We start from the raw sequence: 17,375 nt of genomic DNA, 5'->3' as shown, positions 1-17,375 counted from the left end.
TTCCAGTGTACAGGATTTAGAAGAGCGTCGGTAGTGGCTTTATCTTTTCCGACTAAATTTGGTTGCGAACGCCCGACACTTGAAGGTTAGTTTCGCCCGACCCGAATAGCTTTGCATATCAAGCTCATATTTTACCCATAAATATGAACTAATAAATCATATAAATATATCTTGCTGTTCCTTAACGCCTGTCCACAACTTGTGGACGGGCGTTTTTTTCTGTTTTTTCTGCTTCTCCGTCGGGTGCCGTTCTCCGCCCTTTCGCTTCGATTCGGTCATCAACCGCACGAAGCGAAAGGAGCAATCATGGAGAACAAAATTTTTTCTGATAAACACGGTTTAGGGCTGCCAAAAGCCCCCTTTGGTGAACGAGTAGTAGGCGAAAGGGGACAAAAAGACCTGCCTCCTGGCACGGAGGGAGGTGAGAAATTGAGACCTGACCGCCACTACGAGCACAAACAGCACGCCTTTGACAGCTATTGCAAGAAGGTGTTGAAATGCGAAGCGTATAACGGCTATCGAGAGATCAGCCGCCGCCAGAAGCGTGAAACACCGTTCAGTGAGTTGTCGGAGGAAGAATTGGCCCAGCTTGCGGCCTATGACCGCTATTCCTGGGAATACACCGCTTTCCCCGTGGGAGGCGATGTCATTCTAATCAAGGATGACCGGCTGGCCGAGGCGTTGAACGCGCTGCCTCCGGATAATCGGGACATCTTCCTGATGTACTGGTTCTTGGGAATGGCAGACCGTGAGATTGCTGAACATCTGCACATGGTTCGCCGGACGGTCAATGCCCGCAGGCAAAGTGCCTATCGGCTGCTGAAGGAGCTGATGGGAGGTGAAGCGGATGACTAAATCTGCAAATATGCGGGTGGCGCTACTCCCTTACCCTGTTATTGCTGCTGCGGTGGGAGGAAATCCCGAAGCAATAGCAAGGGTAATCCGGCACTATTCCAGTTACATAGCCGCATTATCTATGAGGACAAGCTATGATGCAAATGGCTTTCCCCACTTCCAGGTGGATGAAGATTTACGCAAGCGGCTGGAAACGAAACTCATCGTTTCTATTCTGGGATTTGATCTGAACTAATTTTGAACAAGCTATATAATCCATTTTCCATATACCTTGCCAAAGAAAGCCTTGTGGAACTTCTATTTCTTTGGAGCTTTCAGTTTTTTTGGCTACGGTCTTGGTGTTGATAAGTTCTTTATTGTTGCGAAGTTTAGTAGTGATATAAGCAAGACCGCAGTAGTATTGACAAAGGCATAAGACTGTGGTATTATGCTGTTGTAACGATAATACTGTGGTCTTATGAAAGGAAGGTAGCCGCCTTGGAAATTAAATTGTTTGATTCCGAACTAAAGGTAATGGATGTTCTTTGGAAGGAGGGGGATACACCCGCCAGGGAAATAGCCCGGGTACTGACAGATGAATTGGGCTGGAATGTCAACACGACATATACGCTTATCAAGCGTTGCATGAAAAAGGGGGCGATTGCGCGTTCCGAGCCGGGCTTTATGTGCCATGCCTTGGTTTCCAAGTCCGCTGTTCAAGAAGCCGAAACTGATGAATTGATTAACAAAATCTACGACGGTTCTGCTGACAAACTGTTCGCTGCGTTGCTTGGGAGAAAAAAACTGTCTGAGGAACAAATCGAAAAGCTGAAACAAATTGTTGGCGATCTGGAATGAGGTGGTGATAATGAACCTGCTCCAAATGAGTTTTACGGGTGCTGTAATGATTTTGGCTGTTACTGTCATTCGTGCTCTTGCAATTAACAAAGTCCCGAAAAAGACATTTCTGGTGCTTTGGGGGATCGCGCTGGTGCGGCTGATGATACCGTTCTCTTTGCCCTCATGGTTTAGCATCTACTCTCTCTGGAACCGAGAAATACCCACAGTGGGAATGAATACGGCGGCGGGTATGCTGATTCCTGTGATACAGGCGGAGCAACAGGCCACCATTCCTCACAACACTGTCGGCTCTGTGGCAAATGTCTCAGCGCCGGAAATCATCTGGATTCTTGGATGCGTACTTTGTGCGTTCTTCTTTGCGGTAGCCTACTGGAAATCCTATAAAGAGTTTCAAATGTCCCTGCCTGTCAGAAATGATGGGATTGAAAAGTGGTTGGAAACTCATCCAACGAGAAGAACCATTACCGTGCGCCAATCCAGTTTGGTATCCTCTCCATTGACTTACGGCGTGATTCATCCCGTCATTTTACTGCCGAAAACCACAGACTGGAATAACGAAGAAACGCTGCATTATGTTTTGGCACATGAGCTTGTGCATATCAAGCGATTTGACATTATAGCAAAAGTTGTGCTGGCGGTTGCTCTCTGTATCCATTGGTTTAATCTTCTGGTATGGGTCATGTATGTTCTGGCGAATAGAGATATTGAGCTTTCCTGTGACGAGACGGTGATTCGCCAATTCGGAGAAAATACAAGAGCAGTTTATGCCAAAGTTCTGATCAGCATGGAGGAAACAAGGAGTGGTTTCACCCCTCTTTGTAATAATTTCAGTAGAAATGCGATTGAAGAAAGGATAACAGCAATTATGAAAACACGGAAAACAACAGTTGTATCTCTGGTCCTTGCAGGGGTAATCGTTGCGGGAACGACAACGGTCTTTGCAACTTCCGCCCTCGCTGAGAGTAAAGGGCCTATGGACACGAACTATTATGAGACGGAAACCTCCGAAGGTGTTTTGACTTCCTATACTGATGACAACGGAGAGACTTACTATGTTCTTGATGACGGAAACACAACAAGAACGCTGAGCGCAGAAGAATTTGAACAGCAATATCCCTCCCCGGTCATCGAGTGGTGGACTTACGACGAATACAAAAACTGGCTGGATAACGAAAAAGAAACGCTCCAGAGCATAATCGGCCAAAAGGGATGGACCTCTGCACAGGGCGAGTTTGTTTGGACCCAGGAAATGGTCGATGAAACGATTGCCGAATACGAAAAGGTGCTCCAGGACATCAAAAACGGCATGATGTACTCCAAGACCGTCGATGGTGAACAGGACATCATGGTGGGTTATAATCCAGAGGACATCGTGACCAGCTCAAGCTATGATTATTTTGTGAAGCTGGAGAACGGTGAAGAAAAACTTTTTGGGCCTTACGAAACGAGCGAAGAATTGCTTGCGGCAGTAGATTCTTTTTGCAATGATCAGGTCAAGTTGGGAAATATGGATCAGAGTGAGGCCCGTGAAATTGTTAGTCAGTGCGTACAAAACTAAATTGCATGAACATGTGCAAAATGGAATGGTTGCTCTGTCCGATTTGCAAAAATAAAACCAGAATTAAGCTACGCGCTGATACGGTACTGGAATATTTCCCGCTTTATTGCCCCAAGTGTAAACAAGAAACTCTGATATATGTAAAACAATTCAATACGAAAGTTATCAAAGAGCCAGACGCACAGACGGCGGTTTTGAAATAGCAAATTCAAGCCGCCGTTTTCTTTTGGAAAAAAGAGAACACGGGGGTGTGTTAAAGTCGCCCTTTTCTAAGGATACGGCGGTGCCCGGGAGGTATCGCTGTGTCCTTTTTTATTCTCCAACCACCTAACCTGTCAAAAAAAGCCTTCATCCATCGCCGGGATGCTGCGACCATAAAGATGAACATACAATTCATGTAAATACTATTTATAATTCTCTAACGCCTGTCCGCAACTTGCGGGCGGGCATTTTTTGCCACTTTTTTTGTTTCCCTATTGGTTGCCGTTCTCCACCCTTCACTTCAATCCGGCTATCAACCGCGCGAAGTGAAAGGAGCAAGTATGGAGAACAAAATTTTTTCTGATAAATATCGTTTAGGGCTGCCAAAAGCCCCCATTGGTGAACGAGTAGTGGGCGAAAGGGGAAGAAATGACCTCCCTCCTGGGACGAAAGGAGGTGAGATTATGACACCTGAACGCCACTACGAGCATAAGCAGCATACCTTTGACAGCTATTGCAAAAAGGTTCTGAAATGCGAAGCCTGGAATGGCTATCGAGAGATCAGCCGCAGGCAGAAGCGGGAAGTTCCTTTCAGCGAACTGTCGGAGGAGTCGATGGAGCAGCTTGCGGCGTGGGACCGGTATCCCTGGGAATACACACCTTTCCCGGTGGGAAATGATGTGATCCTGATTGAAGATGACCGGCTGGCTGATGCGCTGAACGCCCTGCCCTAGGATAACCGGGACATCTTCCTGATGTACTGGTTCCTGGACATGGCAGACCGCGAGATTGCCGAGTACATGCACATGGCCCGTCGGACGGTCAACACCCACAAGCGGAAAGCCTATCGGCTGCTAATTGAGCTGATGGGAGGTGAAGCGGATGATTAAACCCGTGAACACGCGGTCAGCCCTGCTTCCATATCCGGTTATTGCTGCCGCTGTCAGTGGTGATCCCGATGCGGTAAACCAGGTGGTACGGCATTACTCCGGTTACATAGCTACATTGTCCACACGGACAAGCTATGATGCACAGGGCGTTTATCGTACCCAAGTGGACGAGGACCTGCGCCACCGGCTGGAAACGAAATTGATCGTCGCAATCCTGAAATTTGAGCTGAATTAACATTTTGGCTCGCCGCCATGCGTTCCCCTTTCCGCATGGTGTCACCTTGAAAAAGAAAGCCCGGCGGGAGGCCACCGGTGCAGCATAAGGCAGACGGATACGATCTATCTGTGTGGAGCCGGTCAGCCGGTGCGCCATGACCCTGTTGCAAGTCCGCAGGAAGGGACCCCTACCAAACAGGTGAGCGACAAAACCAGGCCGCGAAACAGGTGTGGCAGCCTGTGGGCGAGGATACACAGACAGGATAATGATACTCCCGCGTTGAACGCCCTCAAAGCATTGCGCGGCGCACCCATCAGCATGGGCCGGGGTGAGATTCCCGTGGAGCTGCGGCCAGCAGCCGTCCGTTTTCTGCCTCTTTTATGGTTTTAATGAAATGGCATGAAAGGGGCCTTATTATGCAGAAAATTCAATCTGAAAATAAATATGCCCCGCCTATGCGGAGCACAAAGAAGATCGGCAATACGACCTTTATCGTCAATTCCTTTTTCCCTCAAACGGGAAATCAGACGATAGCCTCCAAACTGGAGAACCTGATAAAAGCCGATGTTCAGAAACAAACTGTGACTTGAAAACCTCCTAACAGGCAGACAGGGAAAAGAAAGCGCGGTATAATGAAGTTGGACTTCAATATCGTGTTTGACTGCCAGATAGGAGGTATTTATGTATTATCAGTCAAACACCGCTGCCGCGCTTCAATTCCCTTACACGGCTATGAGCTCCGAAGAACTTACAGCCTTGTATTGTCGCTTATCCCGTGACGATGAATTGCAGGGTGACAGCAATAGCATTGTAAACCATGATGTAATGTATAGAGGGTGGATTACACCAAAAAACATTACATCATGACTGGCGGCTCATTTGTGGCGAATGAAAAGACAGTTATGATAGAGGAGGGATGCCCTCAAACCTACCGTAACTGTCAACCACATTCCCACGAAAGGAGCCTTGTATGGAACTGACTTACACCAAATGCGGCGACTATCTCATTCCCAACCTTGTATTATCGGACACCAAGGAGTACCATATCGGGAAATATGGCCGGTTGCGCCGTGCCTACTTAAAAGAACACCGGCCCATTCTGTATACCGATCTCATTGTCACTGAAAAGTTGTTTCCCCACTTGGAGGAAATCGACATCGCCTGCCGGGAGCGGCTGGAAATTATCGAAAAAGCCATGATGCAGCAAGAGGGCGTCACAGAAGCCCTGAAAGCTGCCGACCAGATGGCATGGGTGCGCTCCATGAACTCCATCCACAACAGGGCCGAGGAAATTGTCCTGGCTGAGCTGGTCTACTGTTGAGGGAGGGAACGCAATGATTTTGGAAGCCATGTATAACGGGGAGTTTTATCCCTGTGAAACCGTTGTTCCCACGTCCCCGGAATACCGCAAGGCGGTCCAAACCTGTGCGGCGTTGATGGAGCAGCTATCCCAGCGGCTCAGCAAAGAGGACTATGCTCTGGTGGAGGAACTCCGGGCGCAGAACGCTATCGCCCAATGCGAGGAAAGTGAGAGCCATTTCAAGTATGGCTTTTCGGCAGGGCTGATCGTCCAGCAGGAAGCCTATGAACAGCTGCAAAACAAGAAATAAGCGATGGCCGAAAAAGCCCACGCAGCCGGAAAGAGAACCGGTGGCGTGGGCTTTCTGTGTATATGGTTATTCTATCAGATCATCCGAAGTTTCCGCAACCAGCTTGTCAAAGTCGCTCTGATAGGTCCTGTCCTGCAAAACTCGGAACTTTTCAAATTCTTTCTCGGCAAAGGCTTTGGCGATGGCTGCGGTCACCTTGCCCTTATCGTGCAAAATATCTTCCTCGTTGAACTGTAAAAATGCGTCAAGCCGCTTGACCCAGTCGGCCATATACATGACATTTCCCCGGCGGGCCTGCCGTTCCGCATAGTCCAGGTACATGGTGACGATCTCGTTCAGGTTTCGCATTTCCGTTTCGTTCAGATAGTTTTTGGCAACGGTGACATCTGATTTGCGGATGCGGCCTTTGGGAGCGTTTTTCCATGTGGTCAGCCCCATGTTGGGCTTGGTGCTGTCGGCACGGCCATATACGATCTCAGCGGCGGTATGATGGGTGACCGCATAGTGGAGCTTGTTCTGCACCGTGGCGAAAAACTCCTTTGTGATGGGGCTTTCCACATCGTAGTCGGCGCTGCACTGGGAATAGATGTCCGTGATTTTCTGGTAGAATCTTCTCTCGCTGGCCCGGATGTCCCGGATACGCTCCAGCTGTTCCTCGAAATAATCCTTGCCGAAAAAGTTTTCCGGCTCCCGCAGCCGTGCGTCATCCATCACATAGCCTTTGATGATGAACTCTTTCAACACCCGGTTCGCCCAAATGCGGAACATGGTCGCCTTTTTGGAGTTCACACGATACCCCACAGCGATAATGGCATCCAGATTGTAATAGTTGGTCTGATACCGTTTTCCGTCCGCCGCAGTTGTTTCCATTTTGGAAACAACTGAATCCTCGCTCAGTTCGCCGGATTCAAAAATGTTTTTCAGATGCTTGGAAATAGCCGCTTTCTGTACCTCGAACAGCTCTGCCATTTTTGCCTGTGTCAGCCAGAGATTTTCCTGAAAGAGCAGGATTTCCACCCGCACTTCTCCGTTTTCGGTCTTATAAAAGAGGATTTCTCTGGTTTCATACGGGGTCAGCCCTTGTTCCTCGCTCATACTTCTTTACCCCCGTTTATCCAGTTCCAACAGATTATACATATACATTCTCGTCATATCTGGTTCACCATCGCCTTGCACCATGCACAGGAATTTCCAACCATAGCGTTCATAGAATTCTGTATGATCTGTGACAAGGGATAAGGCTGTAAGTCCAAATGAACGCATATCTTCACAAACAAGTTCCAGCAATTTTCCTGCAATGCCCTGACAGCGGCAATTTTCCTCGACATATACAGCGCAGACATTAGGTGTTAGATCTTTTCGGTCGTGAAAATCATTTTCGATTACCCCAATACCACCAATAATCTGCTGATTCTCGACTGCAACATACCACTGCGGAACAATGCTTTTGCCCGTCAAACATTCCTGTATGCTTCCCGCATATTCTTCAACTGGAATATCCCACTTGGAATGAAACCATGCTGCGGCTTCCGATGCCAGTTTGCTGTGTTCCCTGAGTTTCAGAATTTCCATAGCGTATCATTCCTCCTCGTTTCCATCCTTTTTAGAACGGCTCTTGTAGACATTGTACTGGTTCTTGCACCGTGGGCTGCAAAAGACGGCGTTGGATCGGCTGCCCAAGAACACCTTCTGGCAGTGCTTGCACAAGCGCAGGGGCTGGTCACCGTCCACCAGCATGAAGCTGAACATCATCTGGATACCCAGCAGCAGGGAGTGAAAATCCCAGTAAATGGTGGGCTTATCCAGCAGCTCGATGTGATAGCTGGGGGCAATCCCACCAAATGCGGCCATGGCCTTGCGGTACAGCCCCCGTGCGTCCTCATCGATGGAATCATAGTCATTGTAGTACAAAATAGCGGTGGTCAGCGTAAAGGCCCAGTCCTTGAACTGTTGGGCAACCCAGTCGTAGGGTTCCGCATATTCTCGCTGGAAGCTCATGTTCTTTGCCATCGGCTCGTCCATGAAAGTCATGGTCAGGGCAACCATCGTCCGGTCACCGGACACATTCCATGTGGATTCAATGCCCTTCTTCACCAAATCCAGCTGGTCAAAGGGGTAAAACAGGGACAGGTATTTGTCCGTCGTCATGGATTCTTCTTTGATGAAGTGGTTTTTCGGCAGGTACACCGCCTCGTAGTCCATAAAGGACGGTGTGGTAGGCAGAGCGGTCATTAGCCCCAGCAGGCCGTACCGAGTGACAAATTCCGTTATCGCCTTTTCCACCTCTGCCTCCGGCCTACGCCCCATCATCAACATCCCCACATTCAACGCATCCAGCACAATGTTCGGGACCTCTTTCAGCGGATTGTAGACATCCGGCTTTGCGCTCTTGCCGGGGGTGATGTACCGCTTGCCATCTTTCGCTGTTTTCAGCTCGTAATGATCGTACCGCACCCAATGGGAACGGGACTGTTCAAATATATTTTTCATCATACACACCCTTTCTGCTCTATCGTCCCTGTCATCAGGGGTGATTTTTCTTTTTTCTGCGCTCGGTCTTGTTCTCCCGTCGGATCACGGCATCCTTGCCCTGTTTTCTTGCGATTTTCGAGTATTCCTCCAAAAACTGGCGTTCCCGCAAGGTCAAACCGCCTCCATGCTCCTGCTTGCCGCACAGATAGTCATACATCTGGCGCTGCAATTTCTTGTGGATGGTTTTCCGCAGCTTGCGGATGTTGCGGTCAGACTGCCCACGGACAGCGGCAAGCCGGGTGGTGCTGTAAAGCCGCAAAGAGAGGAAATACAAAACCTCCTTGTGTTCCTCGCTCAGTTCTTCCACCATGCGGGAAATAAAGGCGTCGGCAGTGAGGTTGTGCATCTCATAGGGACAGTCAAACAGGATGTCCAGAAAGTTTCCGGCCATCAGCTGCCGGTATGCGGGATTGTTCATCCAGCGGGGAATGAGCTTGGGTTCCGGCACCGCCTGATATTCCAGCGGCACATCCCCACGGAGGTTTTCGTGATCCCGTTCCCGGCGCTCCCGGTTCCGGTCCAGCTTGTTCCATTCCTCCACCACGGCCCGGAAATCCTTTTCGGTGCGGGCCGCTTCCTCCAGCCGCCGTATGGCCTCGGCCCGCATCTCCCGTTTGAGCCGTTTATCACTGACCGGGGCGGCTTCTTCCTCCTCGTCCTCCAGCTCTGCTTCATAGTTGATGGGATGCTCGTCCTGCTCCAGCTCGCTTTCCAGCTCGGCCAGACGTTCTTCCGCAAGCGCCTGTTCCAGCGTTTCCTCCGCCCCAGCGCCTGTCCCATCGTCCCATCCGGTGAAGCCAACCTCGGTATCCAGAAGCTCGTCATCAGACAGATACGCCATGACCCCACCTCTTTTCAAAAAAATATTTTGCGATTTTTCAAAAATGGTTCCGTTTTGCACCCCGGATTTCTCCTATTAGTGAAAGAGTAATCTAAAAACAAGTTACTTAGGTTACATTTGCTCATTCACACAGGAGAAAGGAGGCACACGCCATGTTCAGGCTTGACACAAAAAAGAAGTAACACAATCACAGGTTACAAACATCGGAACTATAACAACAGTATACACCGGATGCGCTGAAAGCGCAAGAAAGAGAGGTTCTATGGCAGATAAAAACGCCGTGTTTCTGACTCGGCACATTGGCAAGACCACCTATAAAGTTCGTGTCTACCTCAGCGAAACCGCCGAGGAAACGATGGAAGATAAAATTCTGCGGCTGATCCGCAATGACGGGCTGGCAAACCAGCCGGAATGTGGTATAATGGAACTGCCACAAATGAGCCGTCCGTCTGAAAGGAGCGCCTGATATGGCAAACAGACAGACGGAAGAAAAAATCACTGCGCTCTATGAGCGCCTGTCCCGTGACGATGACCTCACGGGTGACTCGAACTCCATTCTGAACCAGAAACGTTATCTCGAAAGCTATGCAGCACAGCGGGGCTACACCAATATCGTCCACTACACAGACGATGGGTGGTCCGGCGGCAACTTTGACCGTCCTGCATGGAAGCGCCTTGTGGCGGACATCGAGGCGGGCAAGGTGGCCCATCTGCTGTGTAAGGACCTAAGTCGGATCGGCAGAAACCACCTGCAAACCGGCTTTTACACCGAGGTAATGTTCCGGCAGAATGGGGTTCATTTTGTTGCTGTCGCCAATAACATCGACAGCGAGGAACAGGACAGCGGCGAGTTTGCGCCCTTTCTCAATATCATGAACGAATGGTATCTGCGTGACCAGTCCAAAAAGGTTTCGGCAGCATACCGTGTCAAAGGCAAGGCAGGCAAGCCCACCACCAACAACGCCATCTATGGCTACAAAAAAGACCCGGAGGACAAGGACCACTGGCTGGTGGACGAGGAAGCCGCCGCTGTGGTGCGGCGGATCTTCCGGCTTGCGGTGGAGGGGCACGGCCCCCATGAGATCGCCAAGATACTCACACAGGAAAAGGTGGAGTGCCCCGCCTATTATCTAGCACGAAACGGCAGAGGCAGCCGTAAGAACACCGTGGACACCAGCCGCCCCTATGACTGGTACGGCTTCACGGTCAGCTCCATGCTGGAGAAACCGGAATATATGGGGCATACCGTCAATTTCCGTTCTTCCAAGAAGTCCTACCGGGATAAGCGGGTAAAAAATGACCCGTCCGACTGGCTGATCTTTGAGAATACCCACGAGGCCATTGTTGACCCGGAAATCTGGCAGCTCGCCCAGCAGGTGAAGCGGACGGTGCGCCGGACGGACACCACCGGCGTCGCCAATCCCCTGACCGGCCTTGTGTTTTGTGCTGACTGTGGAGCCAAAATGTATAACCACCGGGGCAAGCGCAAAAAGGACGGGCGGGAATATTCCGTGGATTTTTACAGCTGCTCCACCTACACCCTGACCTTTGAGCGAGAAACTCAGATGTGTTCTTCTCACACGGTCAGCACTAAGGCTCTGAATGCCCTGATTCTGGAAACCATCCGCACTACCGCCAGCTATGCCATCCAGAACAAGGAGGAATTTATTCAGAAAGTTCGCAGTATTTCACAGGTTCGCCAGCAGGAAGCGGCAAAGGAGCTGAAACGCAAGGTTGCCAAGGAACGCAGGCGCAGCGCCGAGTTGGACGTGCTGATTAAAAAGTTGTATGAAACCTATGCCATGGGCAAGTTGGAAGAAAAACGGTTCGAGCTGCTGTGTGCTGAATATGAGAAGGAACAGGCCGAGCTGGAACAGCTGCTTGCCTCCGAGCAGGCACAGCTGGACCAGTTTCACGAGGATACGGGCCGTGCCAGCCACTTTCTGGCGCTGGCACAGAAATATACGGATTTCACCGAGCTGACCGCCCCTATGATCCATGAATTTGTGGAGAAAATTCTGGTTCATACCCCGGACAGAAGCACCGGGGAGCGGGTGCAGGAAATTGAAATTTATCTGAATTTTATCGGGAAGTTTGAAGTGCCCATGCCCGAACCCACTGAGGAAGAACTGGCTGCGGAGGAAAAGCGCCGCCAGAAGCACATCCGTGACCATGAAAAATACCTGCGCCAGAAGGAGCGCAAACAGAAGATTGCCGAGGGGCTGATCGTTCCGGGTGAACCGTACCAGCTGGTGTGCCAGTGCTGCGGAGAGTCGTTCCAGTCTGTCCGCCCCAACGCTAAATTCTGCAAACCCGCCTGTCGGGAGAAGTTCTACCGGCAGGAAAAGCGGAAAGCCAAAGAAACGGAAGCATCACAAACTGCATAAGGACTGCGGCCTGCCCCAATAAACCGGGCAGGCCGCTTTTTTATGCCCTGAAACGGAGGGATTTTTTATGACACTCTTTGAACTGGTAAAACAGAATATTTGTGTGCCGGATGCGGCGGAACACTATGGGCTGCAACTCAACCGAAACGGGATGTGCAGCTGTCCGTTCCATGAGGACCGACACCCCAGCATGAAGCTGAACGAACGGTATTTTTACTGTTTCGGCTGCGGAGCCACCGGCGATGTGATTGACTTTGTGGCAAGGCTGTTTGGCCTGAACAGTTACGAAGCAGCGCAGAAACTGGCACAGGATTTCGGGATTGACCCGGACAAGCCCCCAGCGGCAATCGCCTTACCAAAACCGGAGCGTCCTCTGCTGAAAGCATACCGGCAGGAAGAAGTGCGCTGCCTGCGGGTGCTATGTGATTATCTGCATCTTCTGGAAAGCTGGAAGGTGCAGCACGCACCCAAGACAGCGGCAGATGCTCTGGATGACCGGTTTGTGGAAGCCTCCCAGATGCTGGACTATGTGGAGTATCTGGCAGATTTGTTCATTGCCGCCGAGCTGGAACAGCGGGTAAAAATCGTAGAAATACTGAACAAGGATGGCCTGATTGTAGGTTTGGAGGAACGGCTGGACAGGCTGAAAAAGGAGGACGATGCCCATGAAAAACAAAGCGCAGCTTGAAGGGATGCCCGTCTGGTTCGATGGAAAAAGCATCAACGAAGCCCTGTTTTGTGAGGAGTTCTTGCAGACGCACAAGATCATCTTCACAAACGGGGCTTTTTTCACGCCCGAAGGTCGTGTGACCGATGAACTGCCCCTACGTGGAGAGATTTTTGAGGAGCTGAAATGCTGTGCGGTCAGCAACATTCCCCGCAAAATCAGCAACATTGTGGAGCTGGTGAAACTGGCGGCGCTGGTGGAGGATTTTCCCCCGGAGCCGGATCGGATTCATCTTTCCAACGGCACGCTTTTTCTGGACGGAACTTTTGCGAAAGGAAAGCCGAAAATCGTCCGCAACCGTTTCCCCGTGTCCTACAAGCCCAACGCCCCAAAACCTGTTCTCTGGCTGCAATTTCTGGATGGACTGCTCTACCCGGAGGACATCCCCACCTTGCAGGAATATATCGGCTACTGCCTGATTCCCAGCAACAAGGGGCAGCGGATGATGGTCATTAAGGGCAGCGGCGGCGAAGGAAAGTCGCAGATCGGCGCTGTGCTGGGAACTTTGTTCGGTTCCAACATGAAGGATGGCAGCATCGGGAAAATATCCGAGAACCGGTTTGCCCGTGCCGATTTGGAACATATCCTCCTGTGCGTGGATGACGATATGCGAATGGAGGCCCTGCGCCAGACCAACTATGTGAAATCCATCGTCACTGCCCAGGGCAAGATGGATTTGGAGCGCAAGGGCAAGCAGAGCTATCAGGGATGGATGTGCGCCCGGCTGCTGGCCTTCTCCAACGGAGATTTGCAGGCGCTGTTTGACCGGAGCGACGGATTTTATCGCCGCCAGCTGGTGCTGACCACGAAAGAAAAACCGGCTGGCCGTGTGGATGATCCTGACCTTGCCGAGAAGATGAAAGCCGAGGTGGAGGGTATTCTGCTGTGGGCTTTTGAGGGCTTGCAGCGGCTGGCCGCAAACAACTTCAAGTTCACCGAAAGCGACCGCACCAGAGAAAACCGGGAGGCAGTCAAACGGGACAACAACAATGTCTATGATTTTCTGGATTCTGACGGGTATGTTCGCCTGAAAGCCGATCTATCTGCGAGCTCCAAAGAACTGTACGAGGCATACCAGATTTACTGCACCGAGAACAACCTGCCTGCCCTGAAACCCCGCAGCTTCAGCGAAGCCCTGATTGCCTGCCAAAGCCGCTACAATCTGGAATACTGCAACAATGTGACCAACGCAGCAGGACGGCGGGTACGTGGCTTTCTGGGAATTGAGGTATTGGTGAGAAATCATATATCAGTGTTTTCCGGTGATTCGATGCGTACGTACGTACCGGAAGATGTGCCGGAAGAATGGCGGCGCTGAACCGTGTACGTACGTACGCTTTGATTGACCCTTGTTCTCCCTTTTATAGCAATTCGGCGGCTATGGCAGTCAGAATCACCGGTCAAATTCCCATGCTAAATCAAGGCAAGTGGGAATCGAAAAATATTTGACGGTTGGAAGAAATCATTTTGCGAAACCGTGCTTCTCGCCCCGGTGAACCGGGTGCATGGAACCATGGGAAAATGCACGGTTTCAAGCCAAGTCACACGAAATGGAAAAGTCGGAAAGTGCGACCTATGGGCAGGACATCACATCGGCAATTCTGAACGGATTTGGTGACAAGGGAATTTTTCACCACACAGCGAAGCGGTTATGCCAGAGGGCGTACCAGCTTCGTTTTTTTATCAAGTAAATTTAGGAGGATTTTTGATGATGACGGTACGCAACGAGATTAAGGCACAGATCGTCCGGGCCGGATATACCATGCAGGAGGTAGTTGACCGGCTCCATGAGGAATACGGCTGGTCGGACAGTGTTTCCAACCTGTCCGCCAAGCTCCAGCGGGAATCCATCCGCTACAAGGAGGTTGTGGAGCTGGCCGATGTGCTGGGCTACGACCTGATCTGGCAGAAACGGAGGTAAATCTATGACAAGTGAAGAAAAGAAACTGTTGCAGGCAAAGCACCGCTTGGAGGAAGCCCAGGCACGGGACCGGGTGAAGGAGCGAAAAGCCCGGACAAGGCGGCTCATTCAGGAGGGCGCTGTGCTGGAAAAAGTGCTGCCGGAAGTACAGGCGGTAGGGCTTGATAATCTGGAAGAATACCTGCGGCGCAAGCTGGCGAGGCACGATTGAAAACGGCTGGGAGGTCTCCGGGAAACCGGGGGCCTTCCTCTTTTTTATCCCGAAGGGCGCACTTACTCACCACCTGCTAAAGCAGGCGGTGGTAGCCCTCCCGTTGGTCGGGCACGTGCGCTCTCCGAGGGGGATTGCGGCTCCTGCGGGAGCCGTTGGACAAGGCTGCATTTCTGCCAAACTGCCAGCCTTGCCCATGCAGTCGGCGCAGGGGTTTCCGTTTTGGAAGCCCCTGTTCATGGGGTGGTATATTGCCACCCCATCCCGCCGCCTGCCTGCGTCAACCTGCCACCGGCAGCTTGACACAGATACATGGGTGGAACGATTTGTTCCACCCATGCTGGTGGTGCGTCGCATTTCACGACGTACCTGTTGTAATCAAGTACGGAAGAAGGGCTGCTGCGTTTCACAGTAGCCCTTCGGAAAGGATGGTAGACAATGGCGATTTATCATTTGGAGGCCAAGATGGTCAGCCGTGGAGCTGGGCGCTCTGCCGTGGCTGCTGCGGCCTATCTGAGCTGTTCCCGGATGCTCAACGAGTATGACGGGGTGCAGCATGACTATACCCGTAAACAGGGTCTTGGGTGGCGGCAGGTTTTTCTGCCAGCCACCGCCCCCGCAGAATGGCAGGATCGGGAAACCCTGTGGAATGCCGTGGAGGAAACCGAAACTGCAAAGGACAGCCGCCTCGCACGTGAATTTGTGGCGGCGCTGCCCATAGAACTGAGCCGGGAGGAACAAATTCAGCTCCTGCAAGATTTCATCACGGAGCAGTTTGTGGCAGACGGAATGTGTGCCGATGCTGCTATCCATGACCCGTATCCTCCCGGACACAATCCCCATGCCCATATCCTGCTGACGGTGCGCCCACTGGATGAAAAGGGGAAATGGCAGTACAAGACTGAGAAAGAATATCTCTGTGTCAAAGACGGCGAAGAACGGGGCTTTACCGCCGCCGAGTTCAAACAGGCACAGGCCGATGGATGGGAGAAACAGTACCAGTATAAGGTAAGCAAAAAGAAGGTGTATATGACCCCATCCGCAGCGCAGGCGCAGGGCTATGAACGGGTGTCCAAGTACCCCAAAAGCACCAAATTCGGAAGACAAAATCCCATCACGGAACGCTGGAACAGCGACGAGCAACTTGTTCTGTGGCGGGCTGCATGGGCAGATGTGGCAAACCGCCATCTGGAGCGCACCGGGCACGAAGAACGCATCGACCACCGCAGCCATGCCGAGCGTGGCCTGCTGGAGCGGCCTACGGTCCATGAGGGTGTGGTTGCCAGAGCTATGGAGAAAAAGGGTGTTATCTCTGACCGGTGCGAACTGAACCGGCAGATCAAGGCCGACAATGCCCTGCTCCGGGAACTGAGAGGACAGGTCAAAAAGCTGGCGCAGGCAGTCAAGAACACTCTCCCGGCGCTTGCCGAGACCATGGAAAATCTGCGAAAAAATTTGCTTCTGTTCTGCTATCAGCTGGGGTATCTCCGCAAGGGCAAGGAACGCCTGAACACTTCGCTGAATACGCTGCGCCCTGCCCTCACACAGTACAATCAGCTGGCAAAGGACATCCGAGATAAGACGAAGGAGCGCCGCAGCCTGCTTACCGAGAAAAAGGCGCTCTCTGCTGTCCATGTATTCCGACACCGGGAGCTGGCCGCAAAAATTGCGGCACTGACAGAGGATTTGGAAGAATTGCGTTCTGAGAAAAATCTGCTTCTGGTGTCGCTGGCATATACCGAGGAAGATGCCGCCGATAAATTTCCTAAAGACATCGCTGCCATGGAGCAGAGCCTGAAACGGCTGGAAGAACAGGAGCAGAAATATTCCACCGAGTTGGACGCTGCCCTGAATGAGTATGCCGGGCTTCGGGAGCAGGCACAGGGTTTCAACCTGGTGCAGCTGTATGAAGCAAGGCAGGCCATCCGCCCCGGCAAAGAACAAGAAGCGGAGAACCGGGCACAAGAGGTTTACGGCGAGAAGTACAACCCACTGCTGATGTTTGACAGCAAAAAGTCGGTTTCCCGTATGCTGCATGAGGATATTGAGCGGCAGGCAGTACGGAGAATGATGCGACAGGCGCATAAGGAGCAGCAGACTTTTCAAAAGAAAAAGAGTGAACAGGAACGGTAACCCACCGTTCCTGTTCACTACAAACCTTAACGGGATTTCCCCATAACATTTGATTTGTCTTGATAATTATTTACATCCCATCATTCAATAAAACCAAAGTATATCGCAGCAGCTGCGGCAAGAGCGATTCGATACCAGCCAAAAATTCTGAAATTATGTTTTTTGATGAACGACATAAGGAAACGAATAGATATTATCGATACCAAAAACGCAACCAACATTCCGGTAAGTAGTACAGCACACTCAATAGCTGTAAATTTTATTGGCTCTACTCCCGTTTTAGTGGATAGGAGTATTTAGAAAGGGTTAGGGACAGCGAGTTGGAGTTTACCAGCAACGAGGCAAATCATCGAGGCAAAGCCCTCATAGGTATTAAAGCCACGGGCTTTCCGTTTGGCTGCCTGTATCATGGAGTTAATACCCTCACAGACAGCGTTGGTAATGCGGTGGTA

At 51.2% G+C, this 17,375-nt stretch carries 24 protein-coding genes; 18 read left to right on the top strand and 6 right to left on the bottom strand.

Annotation, left to right across the window (positions count from 1 at the left end; genetic code table 11):
* Positions 1–306 precede the first annotated feature (306 nt).
* The 11 genes from B5F17_RS13935 (at position 307) to B5F17_RS13885 (ending at position 6,171) form a co-directional block, all read left to right on the top strand.
* A complete protein-coding gene (locus B5F17_RS13935; RefSeq protein WP_087374789.1) occupies positions 307–855 on the top strand; it encodes a sigma-70 family RNA polymerase sigma factor in 549 nt (182 codons plus the stop codon).
* Positions 848–1,090, top strand: coding sequence for a helix-turn-helix domain-containing protein (locus B5F17_RS13930; RefSeq protein ID WP_087374787.1), 243 nt, complete (start codon positions 848–850; stop codon positions 1,088–1,090). The genes B5F17_RS13935 and B5F17_RS13930 overlap by 8 nt, the downstream gene beginning before the upstream one ends.
* Before the next feature lie 242 nt (positions 1,091–1,332).
* Positions 1,333–1,692: a BlaI/MecI/CopY family transcriptional regulator gene (locus tag B5F17_RS13925; protein WP_087260089.1), complete on the top strand. Its 360-nt coding sequence runs from the start codon at positions 1,333–1,335 to the stop codon at positions 1,690–1,692.
* A 10-nt stretch (positions 1,693–1,702) separates the two neighbouring features.
* Positions 1,703–3,253: a M56 family metallopeptidase gene (locus tag B5F17_RS13920; protein ID WP_087374785.1), complete on the top strand. Its 1,551-nt coding sequence runs from the start codon at positions 1,703–1,705 to the stop codon at positions 3,251–3,253.
* Positions 3,254–3,264: 11 nt separating this feature from the next.
* The gene (locus B5F17_RS13915) at positions 3,265–3,456 is read left to right on the top strand and encodes a cysteine-rich KTR domain-containing protein (protein WP_087374790.1); all 192 of its coding nucleotides are present in this window, start codon (positions 3,265–3,267) and stop codon (positions 3,454–3,456) included.
* Between the two features lie 462 nt (positions 3,457–3,918).
* Entirely contained in the window at positions 3,919–4,188 is a 270-nt protein-coding gene (locus B5F17_RS15165) for a hypothetical protein (protein WP_242968776.1), read from the top strand.
* A 12-nt stretch (positions 4,189–4,200) separates the two neighbouring features.
* On the top strand, positions 4,201–4,344 hold the full coding sequence (locus B5F17_RS15160) for a hypothetical protein (protein ID WP_330396598.1): 144 nt from the start codon (positions 4,201–4,203) through the stop codon (positions 4,342–4,344).
* On the top strand, positions 4,337–4,579 hold the full coding sequence (locus B5F17_RS13905) for a helix-turn-helix domain-containing protein (protein ID WP_087374783.1): 243 nt from the start codon (positions 4,337–4,339) through the stop codon (positions 4,577–4,579). Before B5F17_RS15160 ends, B5F17_RS13905 begins: the two co-directional genes overlap by 8 nt.
* Positions 4,580–4,941: 362 nt before the next feature.
* A complete protein-coding gene (locus B5F17_RS15360; RefSeq protein WP_087374781.1) occupies positions 4,942–5,151 on the top strand; it encodes a transposon-encoded TnpW family protein in 210 nt (69 codons plus the stop codon).
* Positions 5,152–5,531: 380 nt separating this feature from the next.
* The gene (locus B5F17_RS13890) at positions 5,532–5,882 is read left to right on the top strand and encodes a TnpV protein (protein WP_087374777.1); all 351 of its coding nucleotides are present in this window, start codon (positions 5,532–5,534) and stop codon (positions 5,880–5,882) included.
* A gap of 13 nt (positions 5,883–5,895) precedes the next feature.
* The gene (locus B5F17_RS13885; RefSeq protein WP_087374776.1) at positions 5,896–6,171 is read left to right on the top strand and encodes a DUF6809 family protein; all 276 of its coding nucleotides are present in this window, start codon (positions 5,896–5,898) and stop codon (positions 6,169–6,171) included.
* A gap of 66 nt (positions 6,172–6,237) precedes the next feature.
* Here B5F17_RS13885 and B5F17_RS13880 read toward each other — a convergent pair whose 3' ends face one another.
* Genes B5F17_RS13880 through B5F17_RS13865 form a run of 4 tightly spaced genes read right to left on the bottom strand, consistent with a single transcriptional unit; the run spans position 6,238 to position 9,544 of the window.
* Entirely contained in the window at positions 6,238–7,266 is a 1,029-nt protein-coding gene (locus tag B5F17_RS13880) for a virulence RhuM family protein (RefSeq protein WP_087374774.1), read from the bottom strand.
* 6 nt (positions 7,267–7,272) lie between these two features.
* Positions 7,273–7,743, bottom strand: coding sequence for a GNAT family N-acetyltransferase (locus tag B5F17_RS13875; RefSeq protein WP_087374772.1), 471 nt, complete (start codon positions 7,741–7,743; stop codon positions 7,273–7,275).
* A 6-nt stretch (positions 7,744–7,749) separates the two neighbouring features.
* Positions 7,750–8,664 carry a hypothetical protein gene (locus B5F17_RS13870; protein ID WP_087374770.1) on the bottom strand — a complete coding sequence of 305 codons (915 nt, stop codon included), beginning with the start codon at positions 8,662–8,664 and terminating at the stop codon, positions 7,750–7,752.
* 31 nt (positions 8,665–8,695) lie between these two features.
* Positions 8,696–9,544, bottom strand: coding sequence for a hypothetical protein (locus tag B5F17_RS13865; protein WP_087374768.1), 849 nt, complete (start codon positions 9,542–9,544; stop codon positions 8,696–8,698).
* Between the two features lie 262 nt (positions 9,545–9,806).
* On the opposite strand from B5F17_RS13865, the gene B5F17_RS13860 reads away from it, so the two are divergent.
* The 7 genes from B5F17_RS13860 (at position 9,807) to mobQ (ending at position 16,923) form a co-directional block, all read left to right on the top strand.
* Positions 9,807–10,010, top strand: a complete 204-nt coding sequence (locus tag B5F17_RS13860; protein ID WP_002595096.1) for a transposon-encoded TnpW family protein — start codon at positions 9,807–9,809, stop codon at positions 10,008–10,010.
* 1 nt (position 10,011) lies between these two features.
* Positions 10,012–11,931, top strand: a complete 1,920-nt coding sequence (locus tag B5F17_RS13855) for a recombinase family protein (protein ID WP_087374766.1) — start codon at positions 10,012–10,014, stop codon at positions 11,929–11,931.
* Positions 11,932–11,998: 67 nt separating this feature from the next.
* Positions 11,999–12,619, top strand: coding sequence for a CHC2 zinc finger domain-containing protein (locus B5F17_RS13850; protein ID WP_087374764.1), 621 nt, complete (start codon positions 11,999–12,001; stop codon positions 12,617–12,619).
* Entirely contained in the window at positions 12,597–13,976 is a 1,380-nt protein-coding gene (locus B5F17_RS13845) for a DNA primase family protein (protein WP_087374761.1), read from the top strand. Before B5F17_RS13850 ends, B5F17_RS13845 begins: the two co-directional genes overlap by 23 nt.
* A 393-nt stretch (positions 13,977–14,369) precedes the next feature.
* Positions 14,370–14,579, top strand: coding sequence for an LLM class flavin-dependent oxidoreductase (locus B5F17_RS13835; protein WP_430661831.1), 210 nt, complete (start codon positions 14,370–14,372; stop codon positions 14,577–14,579).
* A gap of 4 nt (positions 14,580–14,583) precedes the next feature.
* Complete coding sequence (locus B5F17_RS13830; RefSeq protein WP_087374757.1) at positions 14,584–14,790, top strand: DUF3847 domain-containing protein; 207 nt, start codon at positions 14,584–14,586, stop codon at positions 14,788–14,790.
* Positions 14,791–15,228: 438 nt separating this feature from the next.
* The gene (gene mobQ / locus B5F17_RS13825; protein ID WP_087374755.1) at positions 15,229–16,923 is read left to right on the top strand and encodes a MobQ family relaxase; all 1,695 of its coding nucleotides are present in this window, start codon (positions 15,229–15,231) and stop codon (positions 16,921–16,923) included.
* 80 nt (positions 16,924–17,003) lie between these two features.
* On the opposite strand, the gene B5F17_RS13820 is transcribed toward mobQ, so the two are convergent.
* Positions 17,004–17,171, bottom strand: coding sequence for an undecaprenyl-diphosphate phosphatase (locus B5F17_RS13820; protein WP_255396706.1), 168 nt, complete (start codon positions 17,169–17,171; stop codon positions 17,004–17,006).
* 48 nt (positions 17,172–17,219) lie between these two features.
* Positions 17,220–17,366, bottom strand: a complete 147-nt coding sequence (locus B5F17_RS13815) for a transposase (protein ID WP_275532136.1) — start codon at positions 17,364–17,366, stop codon at positions 17,220–17,222.
* Between the last annotated feature and the right edge of the window lie 9 nt (positions 17,367–17,375).

The organism is Butyricicoccus pullicaecorum, assembly GCF_002160355.1.
In the GTDB taxonomy this organism is placed as follows: domain Bacteria; phylum Bacillota; class Clostridia; order Oscillospirales; family Butyricicoccaceae; genus Butyricicoccus; species Butyricicoccus pullicaecorum.
This window is presented reverse-complemented; position numbering and strand designations above follow the sequence as displayed.